The following is a 21,385-nucleotide window of genomic DNA, read 5'->3' on the forward strand; positions in this document are numbered from 1 at the left end:
CGTCTCCTACTGGTGAGGTACCGGCTTGGTGCTGCGTACCTGGGAGGCGAGCTCGTACTCGCTCAGGTCGAGGCGCTTGGTGCCCCGGCGGAAGCGCCAGGTGTAGGTCGGGAAGATGGACGTGTTGCGGCCGCTCTCGTCGAGGTACCAGCTCTTGCAGCCGCCCGACATCCACACGGTGCCGTCGAGGTGCTTGTCGAGTTTCAGGTTGTAGGCGTCCTGAGCCTCCTGGCGGACCTCGATGCTCGACAGACCGTGCTTCTCGGCCTGCTTGAGGGAGTCCACGACGTACTGGACCTGCGCCTCGATCATGACGGTCTGCGAGGAGTGGCCGAGCGCCGTGTTCGGGCCCAGCATCATGAACAGGTTCGGGAAGCCCGCGATGGTGGTACCGCGGTGCGCGGACATCCCGTCCTTCCACGCCTCGCGCAGCTGGACGCCGCCGCGGCCCCAGATCTGCCGCGCGACCGGCCGGTCGGTGGCCCGGAAGCCGGTGCCGAGGATGATGGTGTCGACCTCGCGCTCCACGCCGTCCGTACCGACGATGGAGTTCGCCCGGACCTCCGCGATGCCGTCGGTGACGATCTCCACGTTGGGCTGCTGGATCGCCGGGTACCAGGTGTTGGAGAACAGCAGCCGCTTGCAGGCCACCAGGTAGTCCGGGGTCAGGCGCTTGCGCAGCGCCTCGTCCGGCACCGACTTCTCCAGGTGGTCGCTCGCCATCTTCTGGACCTTCTCGGCGAGCTTGGGGCGCTTCCAGAAGAAGGCCAGGATCTCCCGGCCCCACATGTTGAAGCCCCGCCGGAACTGCTGGTAGCCGGGCAGCGAGCGGAGCATCTTGGTGTGCAGCTCGCTGTTGGCCTTGTCGGGCTTGGGACCGATCCAGGCGGGCGTGCGCTGGTAGAGGTCCAGGTGTCCGACCTCGGGCTGGATCGCCGGGACGAACTGGATCGCCGAGGCGCCCGTACCGATGACGGCGACGCGGCGCCCGGTCAGGTCGTGCTCGTGGTCCCAGCGCGAGGAGTGGAAGACCTTGCCCTGGAAGTCGGACAGCCCCTTGATGTCCGGTACGGCCGCCTCGCTGAGGTAGCCCGTACCGGTCACCAGGAACTGCGCGGTGTAGTCGCCCTGGGAGGTCTCGATCTTCCAGTGCCGCTCGCCCTCGTCCCAGCGGGCGGCCAGCAGCTCGTGCTGGAACCGGATGTGCGGGCGCACGCCGAAACGGTCGGCGGTGTCGCGCAAGTACGCGTACAGCTCGTCCCGCGACGCGAACGTCGACTTCCAGTTCGGGTTCCGGGCGAACGAGAAGGAGTACAGGTGGGACATGACGTCGCACGCACAACCCGGGTAGCTGTTGTCGCGCCAGGTGCCGCCGACCTCATCGGCCCGCTCGAACACCAGGAAATCGTCTATGCCCGACTGCAGCAGCCGGATGGCGGTGCCCAGGCCCGAGAAGCCGGTCCCGATGACGGCGACCCGCAGATGCCGGGTCGGTCCGCGGCCCTTGTCGGCCGCCGTGGTCGTCGGGCGGGCTCCGCCGTCCTTGGCCGGTTCGAGAATGCTCGTCACGTCGGCCTCCTAGCGGCGCGTGATGGTCACGCGGAAGTTGTTGAAGAACTTGTCCTCGAGGGTGTACGCGAAGATGTCGAGGTAGCGCTCGAAGCGGGCCACGACCTCCTCGCCCTCCAGGGCGACGGCCTCGTCCCGGCGCTCGGCGAGCAGCACCAGCCAGGCGCGGCAGGCCATGGCGAAGGACTCGCGCTCGTTGACGATCTCGTCGATCTCGAAGAGACCCTCGGCGCCCGCGGCCAGCTCGTGCAGGTGCGGGATGTGGCAGTCCTTGAACTCGGAGCGCTGCAGGAACTTCAGGTCGTCCAGCAGCGCGCGGTTCATCGGCAGCGCCTCGGCGGTCATGGTGTGCAGCACGAACTTCGCGCCCGGCTTGAGGGTGTTCGCGACCTGCTGGAAGAAGTACCGGTAGCGCTTGGTGCGCTCCTTGGGCGGCAGCGCCGAGGAGACGAAGTGCTCCAGGGCGTTGATGCAGAACGCCGCGTCGTACTTCTCGCTGTCGTCGGCGACCTTGTAGTCGGCCCAGCTCTCGACCAGCGTGGTGATCCGCGGGTTCTTCAGCCCGTCGATGAAGGCTTCCTGCGTGCGCGACAGGGTCAGACCGACCGCCTGCTCGGCGCCGTGGACGGTGGTGAGGCGGTTGAGCATGGTGCCCCAGCCGCAGCCGATGTCCAGGACCCGCTTGGCGCCGCCGGCGCGGACGCCCGCCAGCTCGGCGAACTTGTCGAGCTTGCGCTCCTGCGCCTCGTCGAGGGTGGCGACGAGGTCCTCGCCCTCCTCCCAGTAGCCCCCGGAGTACATCATCGTGGGGCCCAGCAGCAGCCGGTAGAAATCGTTGCTGACCTCGTAGTGGTGCCTGATCGCATCGACCTCGGGGTCCACCGACTTGGGGGCGACCGTTGTCATCTGATCCTCATTCCTGGCTGTCCGGGGCTGTCCGGGGCTGTCCGGTGGGGGCCTGGCTGTCCGGCGGGGCCGTCCGATCCGAATTCGCGTCCGAGAAAACCCGATGACGCGCAAGGCAGGCGCAACACGGTCCGAATCCGCTGGAAGGAAGGGCGGTGGCGGGGGGGCCGGGAAGGCCGTGTTGCGCCTTCCTTGCGGGCCCGGGGTTTTCATCGCTCTCGAAAACCAAGACGCACTGCCGAGTTGCACTGCCGAGAGAGGACCGACCCCATGTCGCTGCCCACCATCGAAGAACTGGCGAGCCAGCTCGAGGCCGTTTCGGGTGCCGCGGAGGTCAGCCCCGACGCCCCGCTCCAGCACATCGCGGACGTCGACTCGCTGGACCTGATGGAGTGGCTGTACGGATTCCAGACCACCTACCCGCACATCCCGGCCGACGAGTCGCTCTTCGCGGACCTCGACGACACGACGACGCTGCGTGATGTCTACGCGAAGATCGTCGAGCTCGTCCCGGCGCAGGCGTAACGAGGGGACGAGGCAACCACGTGACCGGCTTCGACATTACCGGGTGGGGCATGTCCGTACCCGAGCGCGTCGTCACCAGTGCGGAACTCGCGGAGCGCTTCGGCGTGGACGAGCACTGGGTCGTCAGCCGCTGCGGGATCCGTGAGCGGCGGGCGGTGGACCCGGGGCAGACCACCGTCTCCCTGGCCGTCGAGGCCGGCCGGCGCGCTCTGGACAAGGCGGGCCTCACCGGCGCCGACATCGCCCACCTCATCGTCGCCACGGCGACGCCCGAGCAGCCGTCCCCGGCGACCTCCGCGTTCGTCCACCACGAACTCGGCATCGCCGGGAGCGCGCACGACGTGAACTCGGAGTGCGCGGGCTTCGTCTACGGGCTCGTCTCCGCGATGGCCCTCATCGCGATCGACCCCCGGCCGATCCTGCTGATCGGCTCCGACACCCACACCCTGACGGCCAACCCGGCCGACCGGGACCTGTCCATCCTCGTCGGCGACGGCGCGGGCGCGATCGTCCTCCAGGCCGGCCCGGAGAACCGGGTCAAGGCCTGGAACCTGGGCGCCGACGGCTCCTGCACCGGATCCCTCAAGGTGCTCGCGGGCGGCAGCCGGATGCCGACCACCCAGGAGACGCTGGACGCGGGTCTGCACTACGCGCAGATCAACGGCAACGAGATCTACCTCAACGCCGTCCGGTACACCGTCCGCACGGTGCGCGAGACGCTGGAGAGCGCCAAGGTGGCCGCGGCCGACGTGGACCACGTGGTGCCGCACCAGGCCAACATCCGGATCATCAATTCGATCATGTCCCACACCGGGCTGCGCCAGGAGGCGCTGATCACCAACCTCCAGAAGTACGGGAACACGGCCTCCGGCTCGATCCCGATCGCTCTGGCGGAAGCCCTCGACGAGGGCCGGATCAAGGCCGGTGACAAGGTCCTGCTGGCCGGGTTCGGCGCCGGTATGACATGGGGTTCGATCCTGATGGAATGGGGCGGTGCGGCAGCATGAGCAACAAGAGTGCGGGCCAGCGGCCCGAGTCCCCGGTCGCGCTCGTCACCGGCGCCTCGGGCGGCCTCGGCCAGGCGCTGGCGCTGGAGCTGGACGCCCTGGGCTGCCGGGTCGCGGTGCACTACAACAGTTCGCGCGACGCGGCGGTGGCGGTCCAGGAGAAGCTGACCAACCCGTCCGTCCTGGTCACGGGTGACGTCGGCTCGTGGGAGGCGGTCCAGGGGATCTACGCCGAGATCTCGGCCGGGCTCGGGCCCGTCGACGTACTCGTCAACAACGGGGCCATCCGCAAGGACGGCCTGATGGCGATGCAGAACCCGGCGGACTGGGCCCAGGTCATCCAGACCAACCTGATCGGGTCCTTCCACACGGCCCGGGCCTCGGTCCCGGCCATGCTGCGCCAGCGGTGGGGCCGGGTGATCAACATCGTCTCCCCGTCGGGCATCATCGCGACGGCCGGGCAGACGGCGTACTCGGCCTCCAAGGCCGGTCTGATCGGCTTCACCCGCACGCTCGCGTCGGAGTGCGGCCGGCGCGGCGTCACGGTGAACGCGCTGTCCCCGGGGTTCATGATCACGGGGATGACGAAGGACCTCCCGGACCGGGTGATCGAGGGCATGGAGGGCAAGGCCCCCATCCCGCGGTTCGTGACGGTCGAGGAGGTCGCGCGCAGCGCCGGTCTGTTCCTGGACCAGGACTGCATGACCGGCCAGGTCATCAGCATCGACAGCGGCGTGTCGATCACCTGAGGACCGCCTGAGCCACCACCCCCGGACGGCCCCGGCCCCCACCCCCCCCAGGGGGGTCGGGGCCGCTCGGCGTGCCCGCCCGGCGGACACGCCCCGCCCACGCCGCCGACCTACGCCGCCGACCTACGCCGCCGGGCTCGAGGCCGACGCGCGGGACGGCAGCGCCGCCGACGCCGCCGGCGCCGTCGGGTGCGTCACGCAGCCGTGGTCGGACAGGGAGCACGGCTGCGGGGCCGCCGCCCGGTCCACCTCGAACATGCCCATCAGGAACGGGTCCAGGACCGCGAACGGCCGCGCCGCGGGCCGCGGCTCCGGCGTGCGCAGCAGGTCCAGGTACGCCGCCTCCGTCTCCGGCGCCGGGTCTATGCCGAGCTCCTCCGCCAGCACCTCGCGCAGCTGCTGGTAGCTGCGCAGCGCCTCCGCGCGGTTGCCCGCCCTGGTGTGCGCCGCCATCCGGCAGCGGTACGCGCTCTCGCGGAACGGCGCCCTGCGCACCGCCTCCTCCGCGTACCGCAGGGCGTGGTGCTGGTCGCCCAGCGCGGACGAGGACAGGCTCGCCATCTCCAGCGCCTTGAGCCGCAGCTCCTCCAGCTGCTCGCGCACCGCGTTGACCCAGTCCCCCTCGTGCGAGGGCAGGAACGACCCGCGCAGGTTCGAGACCGCGCCGGCCGCCAGCTGCTGCGCCACCGCGTAGGCGCCCTCGGCGTACGCCTCGGCCGCCTCCGCCACCGCCGTCTCCGCGCACTCCACGTCCACGGCCGCGTCCGCCGGTATCCGCAGGATGTACCGGCCGCCCTGCGCGACCAGGGGCGTCACCCCGGGCTGGTCCTGCGGCGTGGTGACGAAGGTCCGTACGCGGCTCACGACGCTGCGCAGGGCCGAGGCCCAGGTGTCGGGCAGTCCCTCGGGCCATACGGTTTCAGCCAATTGATCACGTTCGGTGCCCCCCGTCCGTTCGAGGAGGAGCCGGGCGAACGCCACCTGCGCCTGCGCGCTGGAAAGGTGCTGCGGCGGGGCTCCGTCCGGCTCGATCGTGACAAGGCCTACGAGTCTGATCAGCACTATGCACTCTCCGAAACGGTCGACTTCCGGCCGTGTCCCCCAGGTTCGCGTGCGGTTCGAAGATACCTGCGGGCCTCTTCCGCGTGTCAACAGCGCTCGGCAAACATTCCTTCGCGAATGAAATGCCTGGTCGAAGCGGGGTGGAGGGTGCGGATTCCTGAATTCGAGCTTCGCTGGCGGACCGCTCGCGGACCACCGGTGAATGGGTGGCGTCCCGCTGGTGCGCGGACCGTGGTCGCGCTCGAATCCCGCTGTTGCGTCGCCATTGCGCCGACGCGTCTTAATGGAATTCCACTAGAGCCCGGCCGGAAGAACGGCGGGGCACCGATGGAGTTCCGGGTCCGCCGGACGATCACGACGAGGAGAAGTACGTGAACGCATCCCCCGGATGGGACCGCCTGGAGCCGAAGCTGGCGTACTTCAGGGACCGCGTACGGTCGCTGGAGTACGAGCCCAACCGCAAGAACAGCTTCGTCGCCTACACGGTCGAGCGGGACTCGGCGTACGCGGACCAGGACGGCCAGCGGCTGCTGATGATGTCCGGCTACAGCTACCTCGGCCTCGCCGGGGACGAGCGGGTGGTTTCGGCCGCCAAGGCCGCCGTGGACCTCTACGGCACCGGCAACCACGGGGTGCGCGCCCTGGCCGGCTCCACCCCGCTGCACGAGGAACTGGAGTCGGAGGTGGCCAAGTTCGCGGGCCGCGAGAAGGCCCTCGTCTTCGGCTCCGGCTACGCGGCGAACGTGGGCACCGTCGGTGCCATCGTCGGCCCCGGCGACACCGTCTTCATCGACAAGTACGACCACGCCAGCATCGTCGACGGCTGCAAGCTCTCCGGCGCCACGGTCACCCGTTTCCGCCACAACGACGTGGCCCACCTGGAGCGCCGGCTGGCCGCCGCCCCCGACACCGGGGTCCGCCTGGTCATCGTCGACAGCGTCTACTCCATGGACGGCGACATCGCCCCCCTGGTGGAGCTGCGCAAGGTCTGCGACGCCCACAACGCGCTGCTGATGGTCGACGAGGCCCACGCGCTCGGTGTCATCGGCGCCACCGGCAAGGGCATCGAGGAGCACTTCGACTACGAGGTGAAGGTCGACATCAAGCTCGGCACCCTCTCCAAGGCCATCCCCTCCATGGGCGGCTGGGTCGCGGGCTCCGCCGAGCTCGTCCACCACCTGAAGTACGCCGCCCGCCCCTTCCTCTTCTCCGCCGCCCTCGGCCCGGCCCAGGCCGGAGCCGCCCTGGAGTCCCTGCGGATCCTCCAGCGCGAACCGGAGCGGGTGGAGTTCATCCAGCAGGAGTCGGCGCGCTTCCGCGGCATGCTCCACGACGCCGGGATGAGCACCGTCGACAGCGAGACCGCCGTCGTCCCGATCATCGCCGGGTCCGACGAGGCCGCCTACGACTACGCGACCGTCTGCCGCAAGAACGGGGTCATCGGCCTCCCGGTCGTCACCCCGGCCGTCCCCAACGACCTGGCCCGGCTGCGGATCGCCATCACCGCCGCCCACACCAAGGCGGACATCGACTTCGCCGCCGAGGCCTTCATCGCCTCCGCCCGCGAGTGCCGCATCATCTGAGCCCGCCCCCACCGACCCCACCGTCCCCGCCACCGAGGAGAGACATGCCTGGATCGTCCAGGGGCAGTTCGGCGCAGCCGCCCGTCGCCATCACCGGCATGGGCGTGGTCACCCCCGGTGGGTGCACCCCGGACGAGTTGTGGACCACGCTGCGGACCGGCCGGTCCACCGCGGCCGAGCTGACCCACATCGACCTCAGCCGCCACCGCGTACGCATCGGCTGCCGCGTCCGCGGTCTGGAGGAGCTGGCCGGGCTGGTCCCCGCCAAGGAAGCCCGCCGGATGGACCCCTTCGCCCACTACGGCACCGCCGCCGCCCTCGCCGCCCACCGCGACGCCGGGTCACCCACCGCCGAGGCCGGCCGCACCGCCATCGTCGTCGGCAACGCCGTCGGCGGCCGCGCCACCAGCGACCGGGAGTCCGCCCACTACACCGAGGCCGGACCGGCCCGGGTCAACCCGCTCATGCCGCTCATGACCATGCCCAACGCGGCGGCCGCCCAGATCGCCATCCGGCTCGGCTGGACCGGCCCCGCCCTCACCGTCGCCAACACCTGCGCCAGCGGCGCCGACGCCATCGGCCACGCCCTGATGCTGCTCCAGACCGGCCGCGCCGACCTCGTCATCGCCGGGGGCTGCGAACACACGCTCACCCCGGTCACCCTGGCCGGCTTCGGCAACCTCAACGCCGTCTCGCTGCGCAACGACGACCCCGAGCACGCCTCGCGTCCCTTCGACGTGGACCGCGACGGGTTCGTGATGGGCGAGGGCGCCGGGTTCGTCGTACTGGAACGCCTCGACGACGCCCGGGCCCGCGGCGCCAGGACGTACGGGCTGATCGCCGGGTACGCCGCCACCGCCGACGCCCACCACCTGGCGATGCCGCTCCCCGACGGCGCCGGAGCCGCCGCCGCCATGGCCGGAGCCATCGCCGACGCGGGCCTGGACCCCGCCGACATCGTGCACGTCAACGCCCACGGCACCTCCACCCCCTACAACGACCGCTCCGAAGCCGCCGCCCTGACCAAGGTGTTCGGCACCGCGCAGCCCCCCGTCACCGCTCCCAAGTCCGTCATCGGCCACCTCATCGGCGCCGCGGGCGCCGTCGAACTCATCGCCACCGTGCAGGCCATGCGGCACTGCGAGGTGCCGCCCATCGCCAACCTCGAACAGCTGGAGCCAGGAATGGACATCGACGTGGTCCACGGCGCGCCGCGCGCCGTCCGGCCGGGGCCCGCGCTCACGAACTCCTTCGGGTTCGGCGGCCACAACTCCTCCGTGGTGGTGACGCCGGTATGACGCTCCTCGCCCTGCCCGCCCCCGTGCGCACCCTGACCGTCACCGAGGCCGACATCACCGGCTACCGGGCCGCCGCCCGCCCCGGGCTGGCCCCCGCGGCCCCCGGCCACGCCTCGCCCGTCCACCCCTTCGTCCTCGCCCACACCGTCGCCGAGCAGACCGTGGCCGAGCTGACCGCCGCCGAACCGGGCCCGGTCTCCGTGGTCCACCTCGGCCAGGACATCCGCGTCCTGCGACCCGTCCGCCCCGGCGAGCGGGTCACCGTCCGCCTCGAGGTCCTCGGCGTCCGCAAGGAGCCGCGGGGCGCCCGGATCGCGCTGAAGGTCCGGCTGACCGGCGAGGGCGCCGGGAGCAGCGGACCGGAGCCCTTCGCGGAACTGGTCATCTCCGCCCTGCTGGTGGGCGCCACCCTGCTGGAGCCCTTCGGGGACATCGCGGGCGGATCCGCCGCCCCCGCCCCGCTCGGCGCGGGGCCGCCGCAGACCGCGACGCACGAGCTGACCCCCGACCGGATCCGTGCGTACGCCCACGCCTCCGGCGACCTCAACCCCATCCACCTCGACCCGGAGGCCGCCCGCGCGGCCGGCTTCGACGGCGTCATCGCCCACGGCATGAGCGTGGTCGCCCTCGCCGTCGAGGAGGCCGTGGACCGCTTCGCGGCCGGCGACGCCACCCGGGTGCGGGGCCTGGGCGGCCGCTTCTCGGCCCCCGTGCCCCCCGGCGTCCCGCTGGACATCGTGCTCCAGCCGGACGCCGAGGCCCGGATCGTCCGCTTCACCTGCAAGACCCCCCAGGGCGCGGCCGTCAAGAGCGGCTGGATCGAATTCGCGGGGCCGTCCCCGTCCCCGTCCACGGAAGGAGGTGACCTGCCATGAACGCCCGGGAGACGCCCGTACCCGGCCTCGTCGCCGGATTCCTGACCCAGGTCCACGACCGGCCGCACGCCACCGCCCTCGTCTTCAACGGGGCCGAGACCACCTACCGCGAGCTGTACGACCTCGCCGGCCGGGAGCGCGACCGCCTCGCGCGCCTCGCCCTCGCCCCCGGGGAGCCGGTCGGCGTCCTCGCCGACAAGTCCCCGGCCACCGTCGCCCTGGTCCTGGCCTGCCTGCTCGCCCGCCGCCCGCTGGTGCTGCCGTCCCCGGCGCTCGCGGACACCCTGCTCGCCGACCTCTTCGCCCAGGCCGGGTGTACGCACGTACTCGCCCCGGGCGGCGAGAGCGCCCGGGTGGCCCCCAACCCGGACGTGGCGGCCCAGCCGCTGCCCGCCGAGGAGGCCGCCGAGGTGGCCTTCATGCTCACCACCTCCGGCTCCACCAGCCTGCCGAAGATCGTCCCGCTGGGCCGGGAGGAGGTGGACCGGTTCATCGACTGGGCCGGCGCCGCCTTCGAGATCGGCCCCGACCGGACCGTCCTCAACTACGCCCCCCTCAACTTCGACCTCTGCCTGCTGGACGTGTGGACCACCCTGGCCCGCGGCGGCCGGACCGTCCTGGTGGACCCCGCCCTCGCCGCCCACGGCCGCCACCTGCTCGACCTGGTCGACCGGCACGACGTCCACGTCGTCCAGGCCGTCCCGATGGCCTTCGGACTGCTCCAGGACGCCGCCGCCAAGACCGGCTTCACCTTCGAGACCGTCGAGCACGTGATGTTCACGGGCGACGCCATCGCGGACCGCACCCTCGCCGCCCTGCCGACGCTCTTCCCCAAGGCCCGCATCCACAACATCTACGGCTGCACCGAGACCAACGACAGCTTCCTCCACGAGGTCGACACCTCCGGGGCCACGGCCTCCGCCCTCCCGTCCGTCCCCATCGGCCGCCCGCTCCCCGGGGTGCACGCCCTGATCCTGGACCCGGCCACCGGCGCGGTCGTCGAAGGCGCTGGAAGCGGGGAGCTGTACGTCTCCACCCCCTTCCAGACCCGCGGCTACCTCGACCGCACCCGGCACGCCGACAAGTTCACCGGCCACCCGCTCGGCCTGGACGACCGCCGCTGGTTCCGCAGCGGAGACCTCGTCCGGCGCGACGCCGAGGGCACCCTGCACCTGACCGGACGCACCGACTTCCAGGTCAAGGTGCGCGGGGTCGCCGTCAACACCGCCGAGATCGAACGGGTCCTGCGGGACCACCCCGAGGTCCTGGAAGCGGGCGTGAGCGCCGTACCGGACCCGATCGCGGGCAAGAAGCTCGTCGCCGGCGTCCAGCGGATGCCCGGCTCCACCCTCACCGTCCTCGCCCTGCGCGGACACTGCGCCCGCCACCTGCCCAGGAACGCCGTCCCCACGCAGCTCACGCTCACCGACGAGCCGCTGCCGCGGACGGCCACCGGAAAGGTCGACCGCAAGGCGCTCGACCGCCTCACCCCCGTCACGTCCGTCACCACCACCGCGTCCGCCGCTCCTCTCGCCGAAGGAATCCCGTCATGAGCAACGTCGACACCATCAAGAACTTCGTCATCACCGAGTTCCTCCCGGGCACCGCCCCCACCGAACTGGCCGTCGACCACGACCTGCTCAACGACGGGGTCATCGACAGCCTCGGCGTCCTCAAGCTGATCGCCTGGGTCGAGGACCGCTTCGAACTGGCCGTCGGGGACGCCGACCTCGACCCGAACAACTTCCGCAGCGTGGAGGCGATCGACCACTTCATCGCCGACGCCCGCGCGGCGGCCTGAGCCAACCACCGAGAGGGATGAGGAAGGGGGAGCGACCGTGCACGAGGCACTCACCGGCCTGCTGGAACAGCGGGCCCCGATCGGGCGCGACACCTGGGGTTCCTGGTGGGACCTGCTGGGCGACGGCGGCCTCGAGCGCGCCCAGGTCGTCGGCCTGCTGGCCTCGCTGACCAGCCGGCTCCCCGACCACGACACCCTGCGCCACCTGCTCGACTCGCTCGCCGAGCGCCGCCCGCCGACGACGGTGACGGGCCCCTGGGAGGGCACCGTCAACGTCGTCGGGACCGGCGGCGGCCCCCGCACCTTCAACATCTCCACCGCCTCGGCGTTCGTCGCCGCGGCGGCCGGGGTGAAGGTGGTCAAGACCGGCTCCCGCGCCTACACCAGCTCGCTCGGCTCGGTCGACCTGCTGGAGCGGCTCGGGGTCCGCCTCACCTCCTCCTACGCCCAGACCGAGGACACCCTCGCGGCGTACGGGATCGCCTTCGCCGGGCCCTTCGTCTACCCGGCGCAGCTGACCCGGCTGGCGCGGACCGTGGCCCCGCTGAGCATGAAGCCCTTCGGCCGCTTCCTGAACGCGCTCGGGCCCTTCCTCGCCGACCTGCCGGTGGCCGCCCAGATCACCGGCGTCTCGGCCGCGGCGCCGCTCGACACCCTGCGCCGGCTGGCCGAGTCCACCCTCACCCGGCGGATCTGGCTCACCGCGAACGACACCGGAGCGGACGAGCTGCTGCCCTTCGCCACCAACACCGTCTACGGGGAGCGCGCCATGACCCGGATCATCAGGCCCGGCGAACTCACCCCGGGCGACGGCTCCTTCGGGGACCTGAGGCCCGTCACCGACCCGGCCGACGCCGTCTCGCACTTCCTGTCCGTGCTCTCCGGCACGGCGGGGGCGGTGGCCAGCCGTACGGTCGCCCTCGGGGCCGCGGCCCTGCTGGTGGCCGAGGGCACCCGCCGGGACTGGCCCTCCGCGGTCGCCCTGGCCCAGGGCGCGATCCTCTCCGGGGCCGCCCGGGACCTGGCCGAGCGCATCGCGGCCGCCCCCGAGCCGGCCCCGGCGCCGCGCACCCGGGCGGTGTCCCGTGCCTGAGACCACGACGCCGCCCACGGTGGCCACCGGCCCCGCGCCCTTCTTCCCGGGGCGCCGCACCCCGGGCGGGGCCCCCGGGCTCGCCCTCTTCCTCAACGCGGGCGACCCGCCCCTCCCGGTCCTGCGCGACCTCGTCCTGATGCTGGACGAGGAGGGCGTGGACTGCCTCGAACTGGCCGTGCCCTTCCCGGACTCGGTCACCGACGGCCCCGTCATCCGGCGCTCGGCGCGCCGGGCACTGGAGCGGGGCGGGGCCGCGCTGGACGACGTACTCGCCTTCGTGGCGGACGTACGGCCGCACCTGAACCACACCCGGATCGCCCTGCTCACCGACTGGAGGTACTCCCTCGGGGACCGCGACCTCGGCGCCGCCACCCGCGAGATCGCCGCGTCGGGCGCGGACGGACTCCTCGTCCACGCCCTGCCGCCCCGGCTGCGCGCGGAGCACCTGGAGACGGCCGCCGCGGCCGGACTCCCGGTGGTCACCACCTGCTACACCCAGAGCCCGTCCGCGACCCGCGCCCAGGCGGCCGCCGCCGCATCGGCCTACCTCTACCTCGTCGCCCACTACGGGCGCAGCGGCACGGCCCCCGCCACCGGCCACGCCGCGCTCGCCGAGACCGTCACCGCACTGCGGGAACACACCGCCGCCCCGATCGCCGTCGGCTTCGGGGTCAGCACCCGCCAGGACGTGGAAGCCGTCGGGGCCAGTGGCGCCGACGCCGCGATCATCGGCTCGGCCGCGGTCGCCGCCGTGGAACGGGCCCAGCAGGACGGGCTCGACGTACCCGAGGCCTTCCGTGAATTCGTCCGCTCGGTCCTGCCTGCCTGACTTCCTGACCTGCCCGCCTGACCCGTACGACCGTCACACCGCCCGCACCCTCACCTTCACCCACAGGGAGATTGCCATGATCGTTCGTGACATCGAGTCCGTGAAGACCGTCGAGTGGGGCAACGGCCTCAGCCGCCGCTTCCTCCTCGCCGAGGACGGCCTCGGCTACACCCTGACCGACACGGTCGTGCTGGCCGGCACCAAGTCCCGCCTGGAGTACGTCAACCACCTCGAGGCCTGCTACTGCATCGCCGGCTCCGGCGAGGTCATCGAGCTCGACGGGACCTCCCACGAGATCGTCCCCGGCCGGATGTACGCCCTCGACCAGCACGACGCCCACTTCCTGGTCGCCAGCCCCGACGAGGACCTGCGCCTGGTCTGCGTCTTCTCGCCCGCCCTGCGCGGCAACGAGGTGCACAACCTCGACGCCCACAGTTCCTCGGCCTACTGAACCGCCCGGCACCCGCAGCCGACACGATCTGAAGGGGTCCGCCGTGATCCGTTGGAACTCCGACCAGGCAGATCTGCGCGAGGGCCTGGAGCGATGGGGAGACGCACTCAGCGCAGACCACATCGAACTCGACGAGAAGTCCGCCTTCTCGGAGGACAAGTGGAAGCTCGTCCAGAAGACCGGGATCCTCTCCCTGCCCTTCGACGAGCGGTACGGCGGCCTCGGCCAGTCCGTCCTCACCACCATGTACGTGCTGGAGGGGCTCGGCGAGTACAACCGGGACTCCGGGCTCAGCTTCTCGGTCACCACCTCGATCTGCTCGACCGGCGTCCCCGTCCAGCAGTTCGGCACCCCCGACCAGAAGGAGCGCTACCTGCCCCTGATCGCCTCGGGAGAGGCGATCGGCGCCCACGCCATCACCGAGGCCGAGGGCGGATCGGACGCCATGGCGATGACCACCCGGGCGGTCCGGGACGGTGACGACTTCGTCATCAACGGCAGCAAGGTCTTCGTCAGCAACGGGCCGGTCGCGGACGTGATCGTGGTCTACGCCCGCACCCATCCGGACGGCGGCCCGCTGGGAACGACGGCGTTCCTGGTGGACCGCGACACCCCCGGGATCACCGCGGGGCAGCCCCTCAAGAAGATGGGGCTGCGGACCTCGCCGCTCTGCGAGCTGTTCTTCGACGACGTACGGGTCCCCAAGTCGGCCGTCCTCGGCCGGGTCGGCGGCGGATTCATGGTCCTGGACCACGTGATGAAGCGGGAGATCCTCTACTCCTTCATCGTCAACGTCGGCGAGATGCAGCACCGGCTGGACCGGTGCGTCGAATACGCGAAGACGCGCCGGTCCTTCGGCAAGCCGATCGGCTCGTACCAGTCGATCGCCAACAAGATCGTCGACACGAAGATCCAGCTGGAGACGGCCCGCAAGTGGCTCTACGACACGGGCGAGAAGCTGGAGGCGGGCGAGAACATCACCACCGACCTCGCCATCTCCAAACTCGTCACCAGCGAGAGCAACCTCGCCACCAGCCTGACCGCCGTGCAGATCTTCGGCGGCCACGGCTACATGGCGGAGTACGGGCTGGAGGTGGACGTCCGCAACGCGGTGGGCGGCACCATCTACTCCGGCACGAACGAGATCCAGTACAACCGCATCGCCTCGATGATGGGGCTCGGGAAGTGACGTCCACCGGACGGACCACCGACGCCCCCGCGCCCCCCGGCGCCGCCGCGCTGTCCCGGACCCTGCTCAAGGTCTGCGGAGCCACGGCGCCGGGGGACATCGAGGCCGCGGCGGCCGCCGGGGCGGACTGCGTCGGGCTCTGGCACGGCGTCCCCGGCGGCCCCCGCGAGCTGGACCGGGACACCTTCGCCGCCCTCGCGGCGGCGACCCGGTCGGCCGGCCTCCTGCCGGTCCTGGTCACCTTCCTGGCCGACACCGGGGAGCTGGTGGAGCTGGCCCGCCGCACGGGGGTCGGCTGGATCCAGCTCCACGCCTACCAACCGCCCGCGGTCGTACGGGCGCTGCGCGCCGCCCTCCCCGAGGAGGTCGGGATCGTCAAGGTGCTGCACGTGACCCCGGGCGGGGGCGGCTGCGTCGAGCGCCCGCTCATCGGGGCCTACGAACGGGCCGGGACGGACCTCTTCCTCCTCGACACCGCCACCGAGGACGGCCGGATCGGCTCCACCGGACACACCCTCGACCCGGCCGACGTGCTGGCCCTGCTGCCCCGCCTCACCCGGCCGTTCCTGCTGGCCGGCGGCCTGGACCCGGCCAACCGGCCCGCCTACGAGGAGGTCGTGCGCCACCCCGGCTTCCGGGGGACCGACGTGGACACCGCCGCGCGCGACCGGGCCACCGGGGCCTTCGGGATCCCGGAGATCGCCGCCCTGGCCCGCGCCTGGCGCACGCCCCTCCTCCCCACCGCTGTCCCCTCCTCCTGACCTGGAGCTGTCGCGATGACGAAGCAGAACCGGACCGGCTTCCCTTTTCTCGAGGCCCTCCTGGCCTCCCCGACCCCGGTGGTGATGGAGGTCAAGCGGCGCGACGCGCACGGCTACGACCTCCTCGGCGGCCGTACCCCGGCCGCGATCGTCGGCGCGTACGAGGACGCGGGCGCCCCCTGCATCTCGGTGGTCACCGGCCGCTGGTTCGGCGGCTCGCCCGCCCTGCTGCGCGACGTCGCGGCGATGACCGGCCTGCCGCTGCTCCAGAAGGACTTCATCACCCGCAAGGACCAGATCCGCGCCGCGAAGGAACTCGGCGCCTCCGCGGTGCTGCTGACGGCGGCCCTGCTGCCCGAGTCGAGCATGCGCACCCTGGTCACGGAGTGCCTGCTGGCCGGGCTCACGCCCTTCGTCGAGATCACCAGCGAGGCCGAGCTGGCCGGGGTCCACCACCCGGAGGAGTGCGTGATCGCCGTCAACAACAAGGACATCAAGACGCGCGAACGCGACGCCGGTGACCTGCACCGCAGCCTGGACCTGCTCCCGGCGGTCCGCGCGACCGGCACCCCGGCGGCGGTCAGCGCCAGCGGCATCAACGGCCCCGCGACCGCCGCGAACCTGCTGGACGCGGGCTTCGCCGGCCTCCTGGTCGGCACCTCGCTGCTGCGCACCCGCTCCCCGATCGCGTGGATGGACGCGGTGGTCGGCGCCCGGAAGGGCCTGGCGATCCGATGACCACGACGGGCACGTACACCTTCACGGGGGCCGGGATCCCGCTCTCCGCCCGGCTCACCCTCCCGCCGCGGGGCGCGCCCCGCTCCACCGTCCTGGCCATCCACGGCCGGGGCATGCGGGCCGGATACTGGGACTCCTTCACCCCGCTGGCCACCCGCCTCGGCCACGCGGTGCTGGCCGTGGACCGCCCCGGCTACGGCGGCTCGGCCGAGTTCCTCCCCGAGGGCCAGAACCTGGCCGACCAGGCGGAGACCCTGCGGGCCGCCCTCAAGGAACACGCCCGTACGCACGACATCGGCGCCGGGGTCTTCCTCCTCGGCCACTCCGACGGCGGCAAGGTCGCCCTGCACACGGCCGCCGCGGGCGCCGACGCCCCGCCCCTGCTGGGCCTGGATGCCTCCGGCGTGGGCTATCACTACGACCCCGCGGCCCTGCACTTCCCCTCCACCCTGGGCGGCGGCGCCACCAAGCTCAACTGGGGCCCCCTCGGCCTCTACCCCCGCGGCACCTTCCAGGCCAGCCGTGCGCTGCTCGCCCCGACCCCGCCGCGCGAGTCGGCGGAAACGATGTGGTGGCCGCGCCAGTTCGAGACCCTGGCCCCCGAGATCCGAATCCCGGTCCGCCTGACCTTCGCGCAGCACGAGGCCTGGTGGGACCTGTCCGAAGCCATCCTGAAGGCCATGACCGCCCGGCTGACCGCGGCCCCGAGGGTCACCGTCGACCACCTGGCCGCCGCGGGCCACAACATCAGCCTGGGCCACACCGCCACGGCCTACCACCTCCGCGTCCTGGCCTTCCTGGAGGAATGCCTGCTGGGATGAGGGTGGGGAGCGGGTCGCGGCGCGGCACGGGTGCCAGGCGTGCCGTTTCTGCGGCGAATCGGGGCCCCCATACGGGTGGTCGGCCTCCGGGACGTCTTGCGGGCCAGCCGGTTGACGGACGGGACGGCTCGTCTACAGCCCGGAGGTGTCGAGCACGATCCCGAACGGCTCGGGCAGCCGGACCGGGACCCCGAAGGGGTGCGGGCCGTCCGCGCGGGTGTAGCCGAGCGGCCCGGGCTCGGAGAACACGCTGACGCTCCGTTCGACCCGGTCGACGAGCAGGTACAGCGGGGCCCCGTACTCGGCGTACCGCTTGCGCTTGACCACCCGGTCGGTCTCCGCGTTCGACTTCGAGGTCACTTCGACGACGAGCAGGGTCTGATCAGGCACCAACGCCCCGCCGTCCTTGGTGAGTTCCAGCGGCACTACGGCGATGTCGGGCACGTACCAATTGGGCGACCCCGGCAGGTCCAGGTCTCCAGAGCCGTCCAGGCAGTCGAGTTCGTCGACGCGTGACACGATCTGGCGGCGCACGATCTTGACGGTGCGCTCGTGGTCCCAAGACGGCGACATGGTGTCGATGACCCCCTCGATGATCTCCGCGCGATCACCCTTGATGTGCTGAATGGCGAACTTCAACGCCTGCTCCGGGTCCACCTGGCTGTAGTCGGCGGCTCCCCCGCCGCTTACCGGTGCTGTGCTCATGGCGCGGTACTCCTCTCCTCCGTCACGGTGAAGCTACAACCCCCGCGGAACCGGGGTCCCGCACGGCCCGCACCATCACCCGAACGGTGCCCTCTACACCCGTGGTGGTACGGCCGCGCCCACCTCGGTAGGAGAAGAGGATCAACCTCTCGTTGGGCGAGGCGAGGAGGTCCCGCGCCATAGGTTCCTGTCCGTCAGAACACGTCGGGCAGAGACATCAGGGGGAAACATGACATTCGCACGCAAGGCCGTGATGGCCGTGGCAGCGGCCGGACTGGTCGTCGGGGCGGCGGGGGCGGCGCAGGCGTCCGGGGGAGCGGTCTCGGGGAAGACCGTCGGCGGGTGCGGCGAGGCCAGTGGGAACTACCAGTGGTTCAAGACCGGTGATGCCGGCGGCTCCGCGATGTACAAGACGCAGTGGACCCTCAAGACCAAGGACAACTGCGCCGACAAGAAGGGCGTCGAACTCCGGGTCAGCTACCGCTACTGGAAGGACGGCGCGTGGCGGGAGGACCACATGGACCGCACGAAGAACCCGGTGCTCAAGTCGACCGGCACCGGCAAGGACCTGAAGGACGTCACGATCTGGGTGTGCCTCAAGGGCGACGACAAGACCTGCGCGCCGGTCCGCTAGACAGGGCCTGGCCCAGGCAGCCACCTCACGCCCGATGCCCCCCACCGCCCGGCGGCGGTGGGGGGCATCGGTGCGGGTCAGGACCTCCGGATCAGGCCGCCACCACGCGGCTGACCAGTTGGTCGCGGATGCGGGACGGGATGGCCGGGGCGAAGCGCTGGAGGTAGTGGTCCATGTGGAGGTCGTCGCCCACCAGGAACGGGAGGTCGAAGACCAGGAGCTTGCGGACCGCCAGGAGGGGGAGCGGGGAGCGCAGGGGGCGGAAGGACTCGTTGTAGAGGCCGGGCTCCTCGCAGACGGGGTGGAACTGGCCGATCATCAGGCCCTCCGCGACGAACTCGTCCTTCGCCTTGCGCTGCAGCTCGTCCAGCTCGACCGAGTCGGTCGGGTCGAAGCCCGGCAGGACGAGGAGGATCGTGAGGAGCTCGCGGTCCTCGGGGGAGAGGCCCTCCGAGAGCGCCGCGTGCCGGGTGCGCAGCGAGTCCACCGCCGAGGCGAGGTCGTCGCACTCGTCCGACGGCATCGCCAGATGGAAGAGGTCCTTGCGCAGCGCCGGCGCGGTGTACGGACACACGGGGCCCGTGCGGCCCAGTTCGGGGTGGCTGGAGACCAGGAACTCCCGGCTCCACATGAGCACTTGCAGCAGCGGACCGATGTGCTCCGCCGGCACCTCGCCCCGGGCGACCTCGCCCGAGGTCCACGACTGGATCAGGTCGTCGCCCCTCATCGGGCATCCCTCCACATCGGCCGCAGGGCGGGTCCGCCCCCGGGCAGGACGATCTCCGGGCCGACCCGCTCGAACCCGGCGCGCCGGCTCGCCGCCTCGCCGCCGGGGGAGCTGGCCTCCGTGTACACGCCGACGCCCTCGGCGTCCGCGCGCGCCGTCACCCGCGCCACCAGCTCCGATACCAGGCCGCCCTGTTGGCGGTCCGCCCGGACCCCGGCGAAGGAGACGTAGTAGTGCGGCGGCCCGTGGGGGTGGCGTTCGTCCTGGAGCGCCGCGATGGTGTGCAGCGCCGGGGCGTACGGGCCCAGCGCCGCGGCGGCCTCCGCCAGCCGTGCCTCGTCCGGTACGGCACCCGGCGGCAGGAAGAGCAGGACGGCGTCGCCGTCCGGGCTGGTGAACACCCCGCCGTGGGCGGCGGACAGCTCGACGAACGCCCGGAAGAACCCGGGGAGCCGCTCGGCCCGCTCCTGCTCGTCGGGGACCATCCACCGGGCCAGGGCGTCCTGGTGGAAGGCGGCCGCGAGGAGGCCGGAGAGGTGGGCGACCGCCGACCGGCCCATGGCGAGGGGCGGCAGGGGCGGCAGGGGCCGCAAGGGTGCGGCGGGGGATAAGGAGGGCTGGGGTGACAGGGACAAGGACATGGTCGGGTCCTCCGGTCAGGAAGTGGCGCGGCCGTGCGCGGCCAGGGCCGACACGCGGGCGTGCAGGGTCGGGAGGTAGTGCTCGGACTCGGGCTTGATCAGGACGCTGCGCACGATGCGCGCCGCGTCCGCGTCGCGGACCACGCCCGGGTGGCGCCGTACGAACGCGTCGGCGTCCGCGCGCAGCACGCTCAGGAAGACCGGGTCGGCCTCCGCCGTCATGCCGTCGCGCAGCAGCCGGTCCGAGGCGGCGTCGATCGCGGACAGCGATCCGTCCGCCGTCGCCGGGAAGTAGGTGACGATGTCGAGGTCGGGCCGCTGGTACAGCTCCAGGTCGGCCGACGCGCCGATCAGGTCGGCCCAGCGCAGCGCGGCCCGCCGGTTCGCGGCGAGGATCGAGCCGAAGCCGTCCGGGGTGAGCGGGAGCAGCTCCAGGGTCAGCCACAGCGCGGACGCGGCGGCGCCCGCCCGCGAGCACTCCAGGCTGATCTCGCCGAGGTGCAGGTCGGCGTCGGTGAAGTAGGTGTACGGCGAGTCGTGGGCGAAGTGCCGTCCGGCGCGCGGGTCGGGGAAGAGGACCGCCCCGCAGCCGTAGGGCTGGAGGCCGTGCTTGTGCGGGTCCACGACCACCGAGTCGCACTCCGCGATGGCCCGCCACGGCCGCGGGTCGAAGCCCTCGGCCCCGGCCCGGCCCAGGATGGCGTAGAAGCCGCCGTACGCCGCGTCGACGTGGACGCGCACCCCGTACCGGCGGGCGATCGCGACCACCTCGTGCACCGGGTCCACGGTCCCCAGCCCGGTGGTCCCGGTGGTGACGACGACCGTGCCGATCCGCCCGGTGCGCAGGGCCTCCTCCAGCGCGTCCAGGTCGATCCGCCCGTGCCCGTCGGCCGGGATCCGGTGGCCCTCGACGCCCAGGACGTGGCACATCCGCTCGTGCGTGTAGTGGCATTCGCCGCTGTACGCGATCCCCCGGTCCGGGTGCAGCTGGCGGGCCACGTACAGCGCTTCGAGGTTGGCCATGGTGCCGCTGGTGGTCAGGTGCCCGACGTGCGCGTCGAAGCCGAACATGGCGGCCAGCGAGGCGACGGCCTCGCGTTCCATCTCGGTCGTCGCGGGGCCGCCCTCGGCGGCGTGGTTGTTGGGGTTGAACAGCATCGCGGTCAGATAGCCGACGACGGCCGCCGGGTGCGGGGGCTTGACCATCTGTCCGGCGTAACGCGGGTGGAAGAACGGATAGTTGTGGTCCATCCGCTTGGCGAGGCGTTCGAAGGCCTCGTCGAAGGCGTCGGGGCCGACGCGGTGGGCGTCGTGCGTCTCGTACGGGCCGAACTGGCCGCCCCACCGCTCGGCGACCCCGAGGGCGCGCGGCAGCCAGTCGCGCAGATCGTGCAGATCGTTCAGGTCCACGGTGGGCC

At 72.1% G+C, this 21,385-nt stretch carries 23 protein-coding genes; 16 read left to right on the forward strand and 7 right to left on the reverse strand.

The genetic code is table 11. The features are described 5' to 3' along the window. Window positions 1-6: 6 nt before the first annotated feature. Entirely contained in the window at window positions 7-1,569 is a 1,563-nt protein-coding gene (locus ABT084_RS30955; RefSeq protein WP_351050931.1) for a flavin-containing monooxygenase, read from the reverse strand. 9 nt (window positions 1,570-1,578) lie between these two features. Further along, window positions 1,579-2,475 carry a class I SAM-dependent methyltransferase gene (locus ABT084_RS30960; RefSeq protein WP_351050934.1) on the reverse strand — a complete coding sequence of 299 codons (897 nt, stop codon included), beginning with the start codon at window positions 2,473-2,475 and terminating at the stop codon, window positions 1,579-1,581. Between the two features lie 270 nt (window positions 2,476-2,745). On the opposite strand from ABT084_RS30960, the gene ABT084_RS30965 reads away from it, so the two are divergent. The 3 genes from ABT084_RS30965 to ABT084_RS30975 are packed head-to-tail and all read left to right on the forward strand — an operon-like array spanning window position 2,746 to window position 4,756. After that, complete coding sequence (locus ABT084_RS30965; protein ID WP_351050936.1) at window positions 2,746-3,000, forward strand: hypothetical protein; 255 nt, start codon at window positions 2,746-2,748, stop codon at window positions 2,998-3,000. A gap of 20 nt (window positions 3,001-3,020) precedes the next feature. After that, window positions 3,021-4,007 (forward strand): 3-oxoacyl-ACP synthase III family protein, encoded by a 987-nt coding sequence (locus tag ABT084_RS30970; protein WP_351050938.1) that lies wholly within the window; start codon window positions 3,021-3,023, stop codon window positions 4,005-4,007. Continuing rightward, window positions 4,004-4,756, forward strand: a complete 753-nt coding sequence (locus ABT084_RS30975; RefSeq protein ID WP_351050941.1) for an SDR family NAD(P)-dependent oxidoreductase — start codon at window positions 4,004-4,006, stop codon at window positions 4,754-4,756. Before ABT084_RS30970 ends, ABT084_RS30975 begins: the two co-directional genes overlap by 4 nt. Before the next feature lie 123 nt (window positions 4,757-4,879). Here the strand turns inward: ABT084_RS30975 and ABT084_RS30980 are convergent, their stop codons facing one another. Continuing rightward, window positions 4,880-5,683 carry an AfsR/SARP family transcriptional regulator gene (locus ABT084_RS30980; protein ID WP_351050943.1) on the reverse strand — a complete coding sequence of 268 codons (804 nt, stop codon included), beginning with the start codon at window positions 5,681-5,683 and terminating at the stop codon, window positions 4,880-4,882. A gap of 506 nt (window positions 5,684-6,189) precedes the next feature. On the opposite strand from ABT084_RS30980, the gene ABT084_RS30985 reads away from it, so the two are divergent. The 12 genes from ABT084_RS30985 to ABT084_RS31040 all read left to right on the forward strand — a co-directional run bounded on the left by ABT084_RS30985 (window position 6,190) and on the right by ABT084_RS31040 (window position 17,260). Then, window positions 6,190-7,401, forward strand: coding sequence for an aminotransferase class I/II-fold pyridoxal phosphate-dependent enzyme (locus tag ABT084_RS30985; RefSeq protein WP_351050946.1), 1,212 nt, complete (start codon window positions 6,190-6,192; stop codon window positions 7,399-7,401). A 44-nt stretch (window positions 7,402-7,445) separates the two neighbouring features. After that, on the forward strand, window positions 7,446-8,699 hold the full coding sequence (locus ABT084_RS30990) for a beta-ketoacyl-[acyl-carrier-protein] synthase family protein (RefSeq protein ID WP_351050949.1): 1,254 nt from the start codon (window positions 7,446-7,448) through the stop codon (window positions 8,697-8,699). Continuing rightward, a complete protein-coding gene (locus ABT084_RS30995) occupies window positions 8,696-9,574 on the forward strand; it encodes a MaoC/PaaZ C-terminal domain-containing protein (RefSeq protein ID WP_351050951.1) in 879 nt (292 codons plus the stop codon). Before ABT084_RS30990 ends, ABT084_RS30995 begins: the two co-directional genes overlap by 4 nt. Next, window positions 9,571-11,127, forward strand: coding sequence for an AMP-binding protein (locus tag ABT084_RS31000; protein WP_351050954.1), 1,557 nt, complete (start codon window positions 9,571-9,573; stop codon window positions 11,125-11,127). Before ABT084_RS30995 ends, ABT084_RS31000 begins: the two co-directional genes overlap by 4 nt. Beyond that, window positions 11,124-11,375 carry a phosphopantetheine-binding protein gene (locus tag ABT084_RS31005; RefSeq protein ID WP_330335466.1) on the forward strand — a complete coding sequence of 84 codons (252 nt, stop codon included), beginning with the start codon at window positions 11,124-11,126 and terminating at the stop codon, window positions 11,373-11,375. Before ABT084_RS31000 ends, ABT084_RS31005 begins: the two co-directional genes overlap by 4 nt. Window positions 11,376-11,412: 37 nt before the next feature. Next, window positions 11,413-12,468: a hypothetical protein gene (locus ABT084_RS31010; RefSeq protein WP_351050957.1), complete on the forward strand. Its 1,056-nt coding sequence runs from the start codon at window positions 11,413-11,415 to the stop codon at window positions 12,466-12,468. Continuing rightward, window positions 12,461-13,300: a tryptophan synthase subunit alpha gene (gene trpA, locus ABT084_RS31015; RefSeq protein WP_351050960.1), complete on the forward strand. Its 840-nt coding sequence runs from the start codon at window positions 12,461-12,463 to the stop codon at window positions 13,298-13,300. Before ABT084_RS31010 ends, trpA begins: the two co-directional genes overlap by 8 nt. A 76-nt stretch (window positions 13,301-13,376) precedes the next feature. Beyond that, on the forward strand, window positions 13,377-13,751 hold the full coding sequence (locus ABT084_RS31020; RefSeq protein WP_330335463.1) for an ectoine synthase: 375 nt from the start codon (window positions 13,377-13,379) through the stop codon (window positions 13,749-13,751). A 43-nt stretch (window positions 13,752-13,794) separates the two neighbouring features. Continuing rightward, a complete protein-coding gene (locus tag ABT084_RS31025; RefSeq protein ID WP_351050964.1) occupies window positions 13,795-14,940 on the forward strand; it encodes an acyl-CoA dehydrogenase family protein in 1,146 nt (381 codons plus the stop codon). Beyond that, a complete protein-coding gene (locus ABT084_RS31030; RefSeq protein WP_351050967.1) occupies window positions 14,937-15,701 on the forward strand; it encodes a phosphoribosylanthranilate isomerase in 765 nt (254 codons plus the stop codon). Before ABT084_RS31025 ends, ABT084_RS31030 begins: the two co-directional genes overlap by 4 nt. Before the next feature lie 15 nt (window positions 15,702-15,716). Continuing rightward, window positions 15,717-16,439 carry a beta/alpha barrel domain-containing protein gene (locus tag ABT084_RS31035; protein ID WP_351050970.1) on the forward strand — a complete coding sequence of 241 codons (723 nt, stop codon included), beginning with the start codon at window positions 15,717-15,719 and terminating at the stop codon, window positions 16,437-16,439. Continuing rightward, a complete protein-coding gene (locus tag ABT084_RS31040) occupies window positions 16,436-17,260 on the forward strand; it encodes an alpha/beta hydrolase (protein WP_351050973.1) in 825 nt (274 codons plus the stop codon). Before ABT084_RS31035 ends, ABT084_RS31040 begins: the two co-directional genes overlap by 4 nt. Window positions 17,261-17,392: 132 nt before the next feature. Here ABT084_RS31040 and ABT084_RS31045 read toward each other — a convergent pair whose 3' ends face one another. Continuing rightward, a complete protein-coding gene (locus ABT084_RS31045; protein WP_351050975.1) occupies window positions 17,393-17,965 on the reverse strand; it encodes a Uma2 family endonuclease in 573 nt (190 codons plus the stop codon). 229 nt (window positions 17,966-18,194) lie between these two features. On the opposite strand from ABT084_RS31045, the gene ABT084_RS31050 reads away from it, so the two are divergent. Continuing rightward, entirely contained in the window at window positions 18,195-18,599 is a 405-nt protein-coding gene (locus ABT084_RS31050; RefSeq protein WP_351050978.1) for a hypothetical protein, read from the forward strand. Window positions 18,600-18,690: 91 nt separating this feature from the next. On the opposite strand, the gene ABT084_RS31055 is transcribed toward ABT084_RS31050, so the two are convergent. Genes ABT084_RS31055 through ABT084_RS31065 form a run of 3 tightly spaced genes read right to left on the reverse strand, consistent with a single transcriptional unit; the run spans window position 18,691 to window position 21,377 of the window. Continuing rightward, on the reverse strand, window positions 18,691-19,326 hold the full coding sequence (locus tag ABT084_RS31055; RefSeq protein ID WP_351050981.1) for a DUF6875 domain-containing protein: 636 nt from the start codon (window positions 19,324-19,326) through the stop codon (window positions 18,691-18,693). Then, window positions 19,323-19,967: a hypothetical protein gene (locus ABT084_RS31060; RefSeq protein ID WP_351050984.1), complete on the reverse strand. Its 645-nt coding sequence runs from the start codon at window positions 19,965-19,967 to the stop codon at window positions 19,323-19,325. The genes ABT084_RS31055 and ABT084_RS31060 overlap by 4 nt, the downstream gene beginning before the upstream one ends. Before the next feature lie 15 nt (window positions 19,968-19,982). Next, a complete protein-coding gene (locus tag ABT084_RS31065; protein WP_351050987.1) occupies window positions 19,983-21,377 on the reverse strand; it encodes a pyridoxal phosphate-dependent decarboxylase family protein in 1,395 nt (464 codons plus the stop codon). Window positions 21,378-21,385: the final 8 nt, after the last annotated feature.

Origin of the sequence: Streptomyces sp. NPDC002138, assembly GCF_040296485.1 — a bacterium.
Lineage (GTDB): Bacteria > Actinomycetota > Actinomycetes > Streptomycetales > Streptomycetaceae > Streptomyces.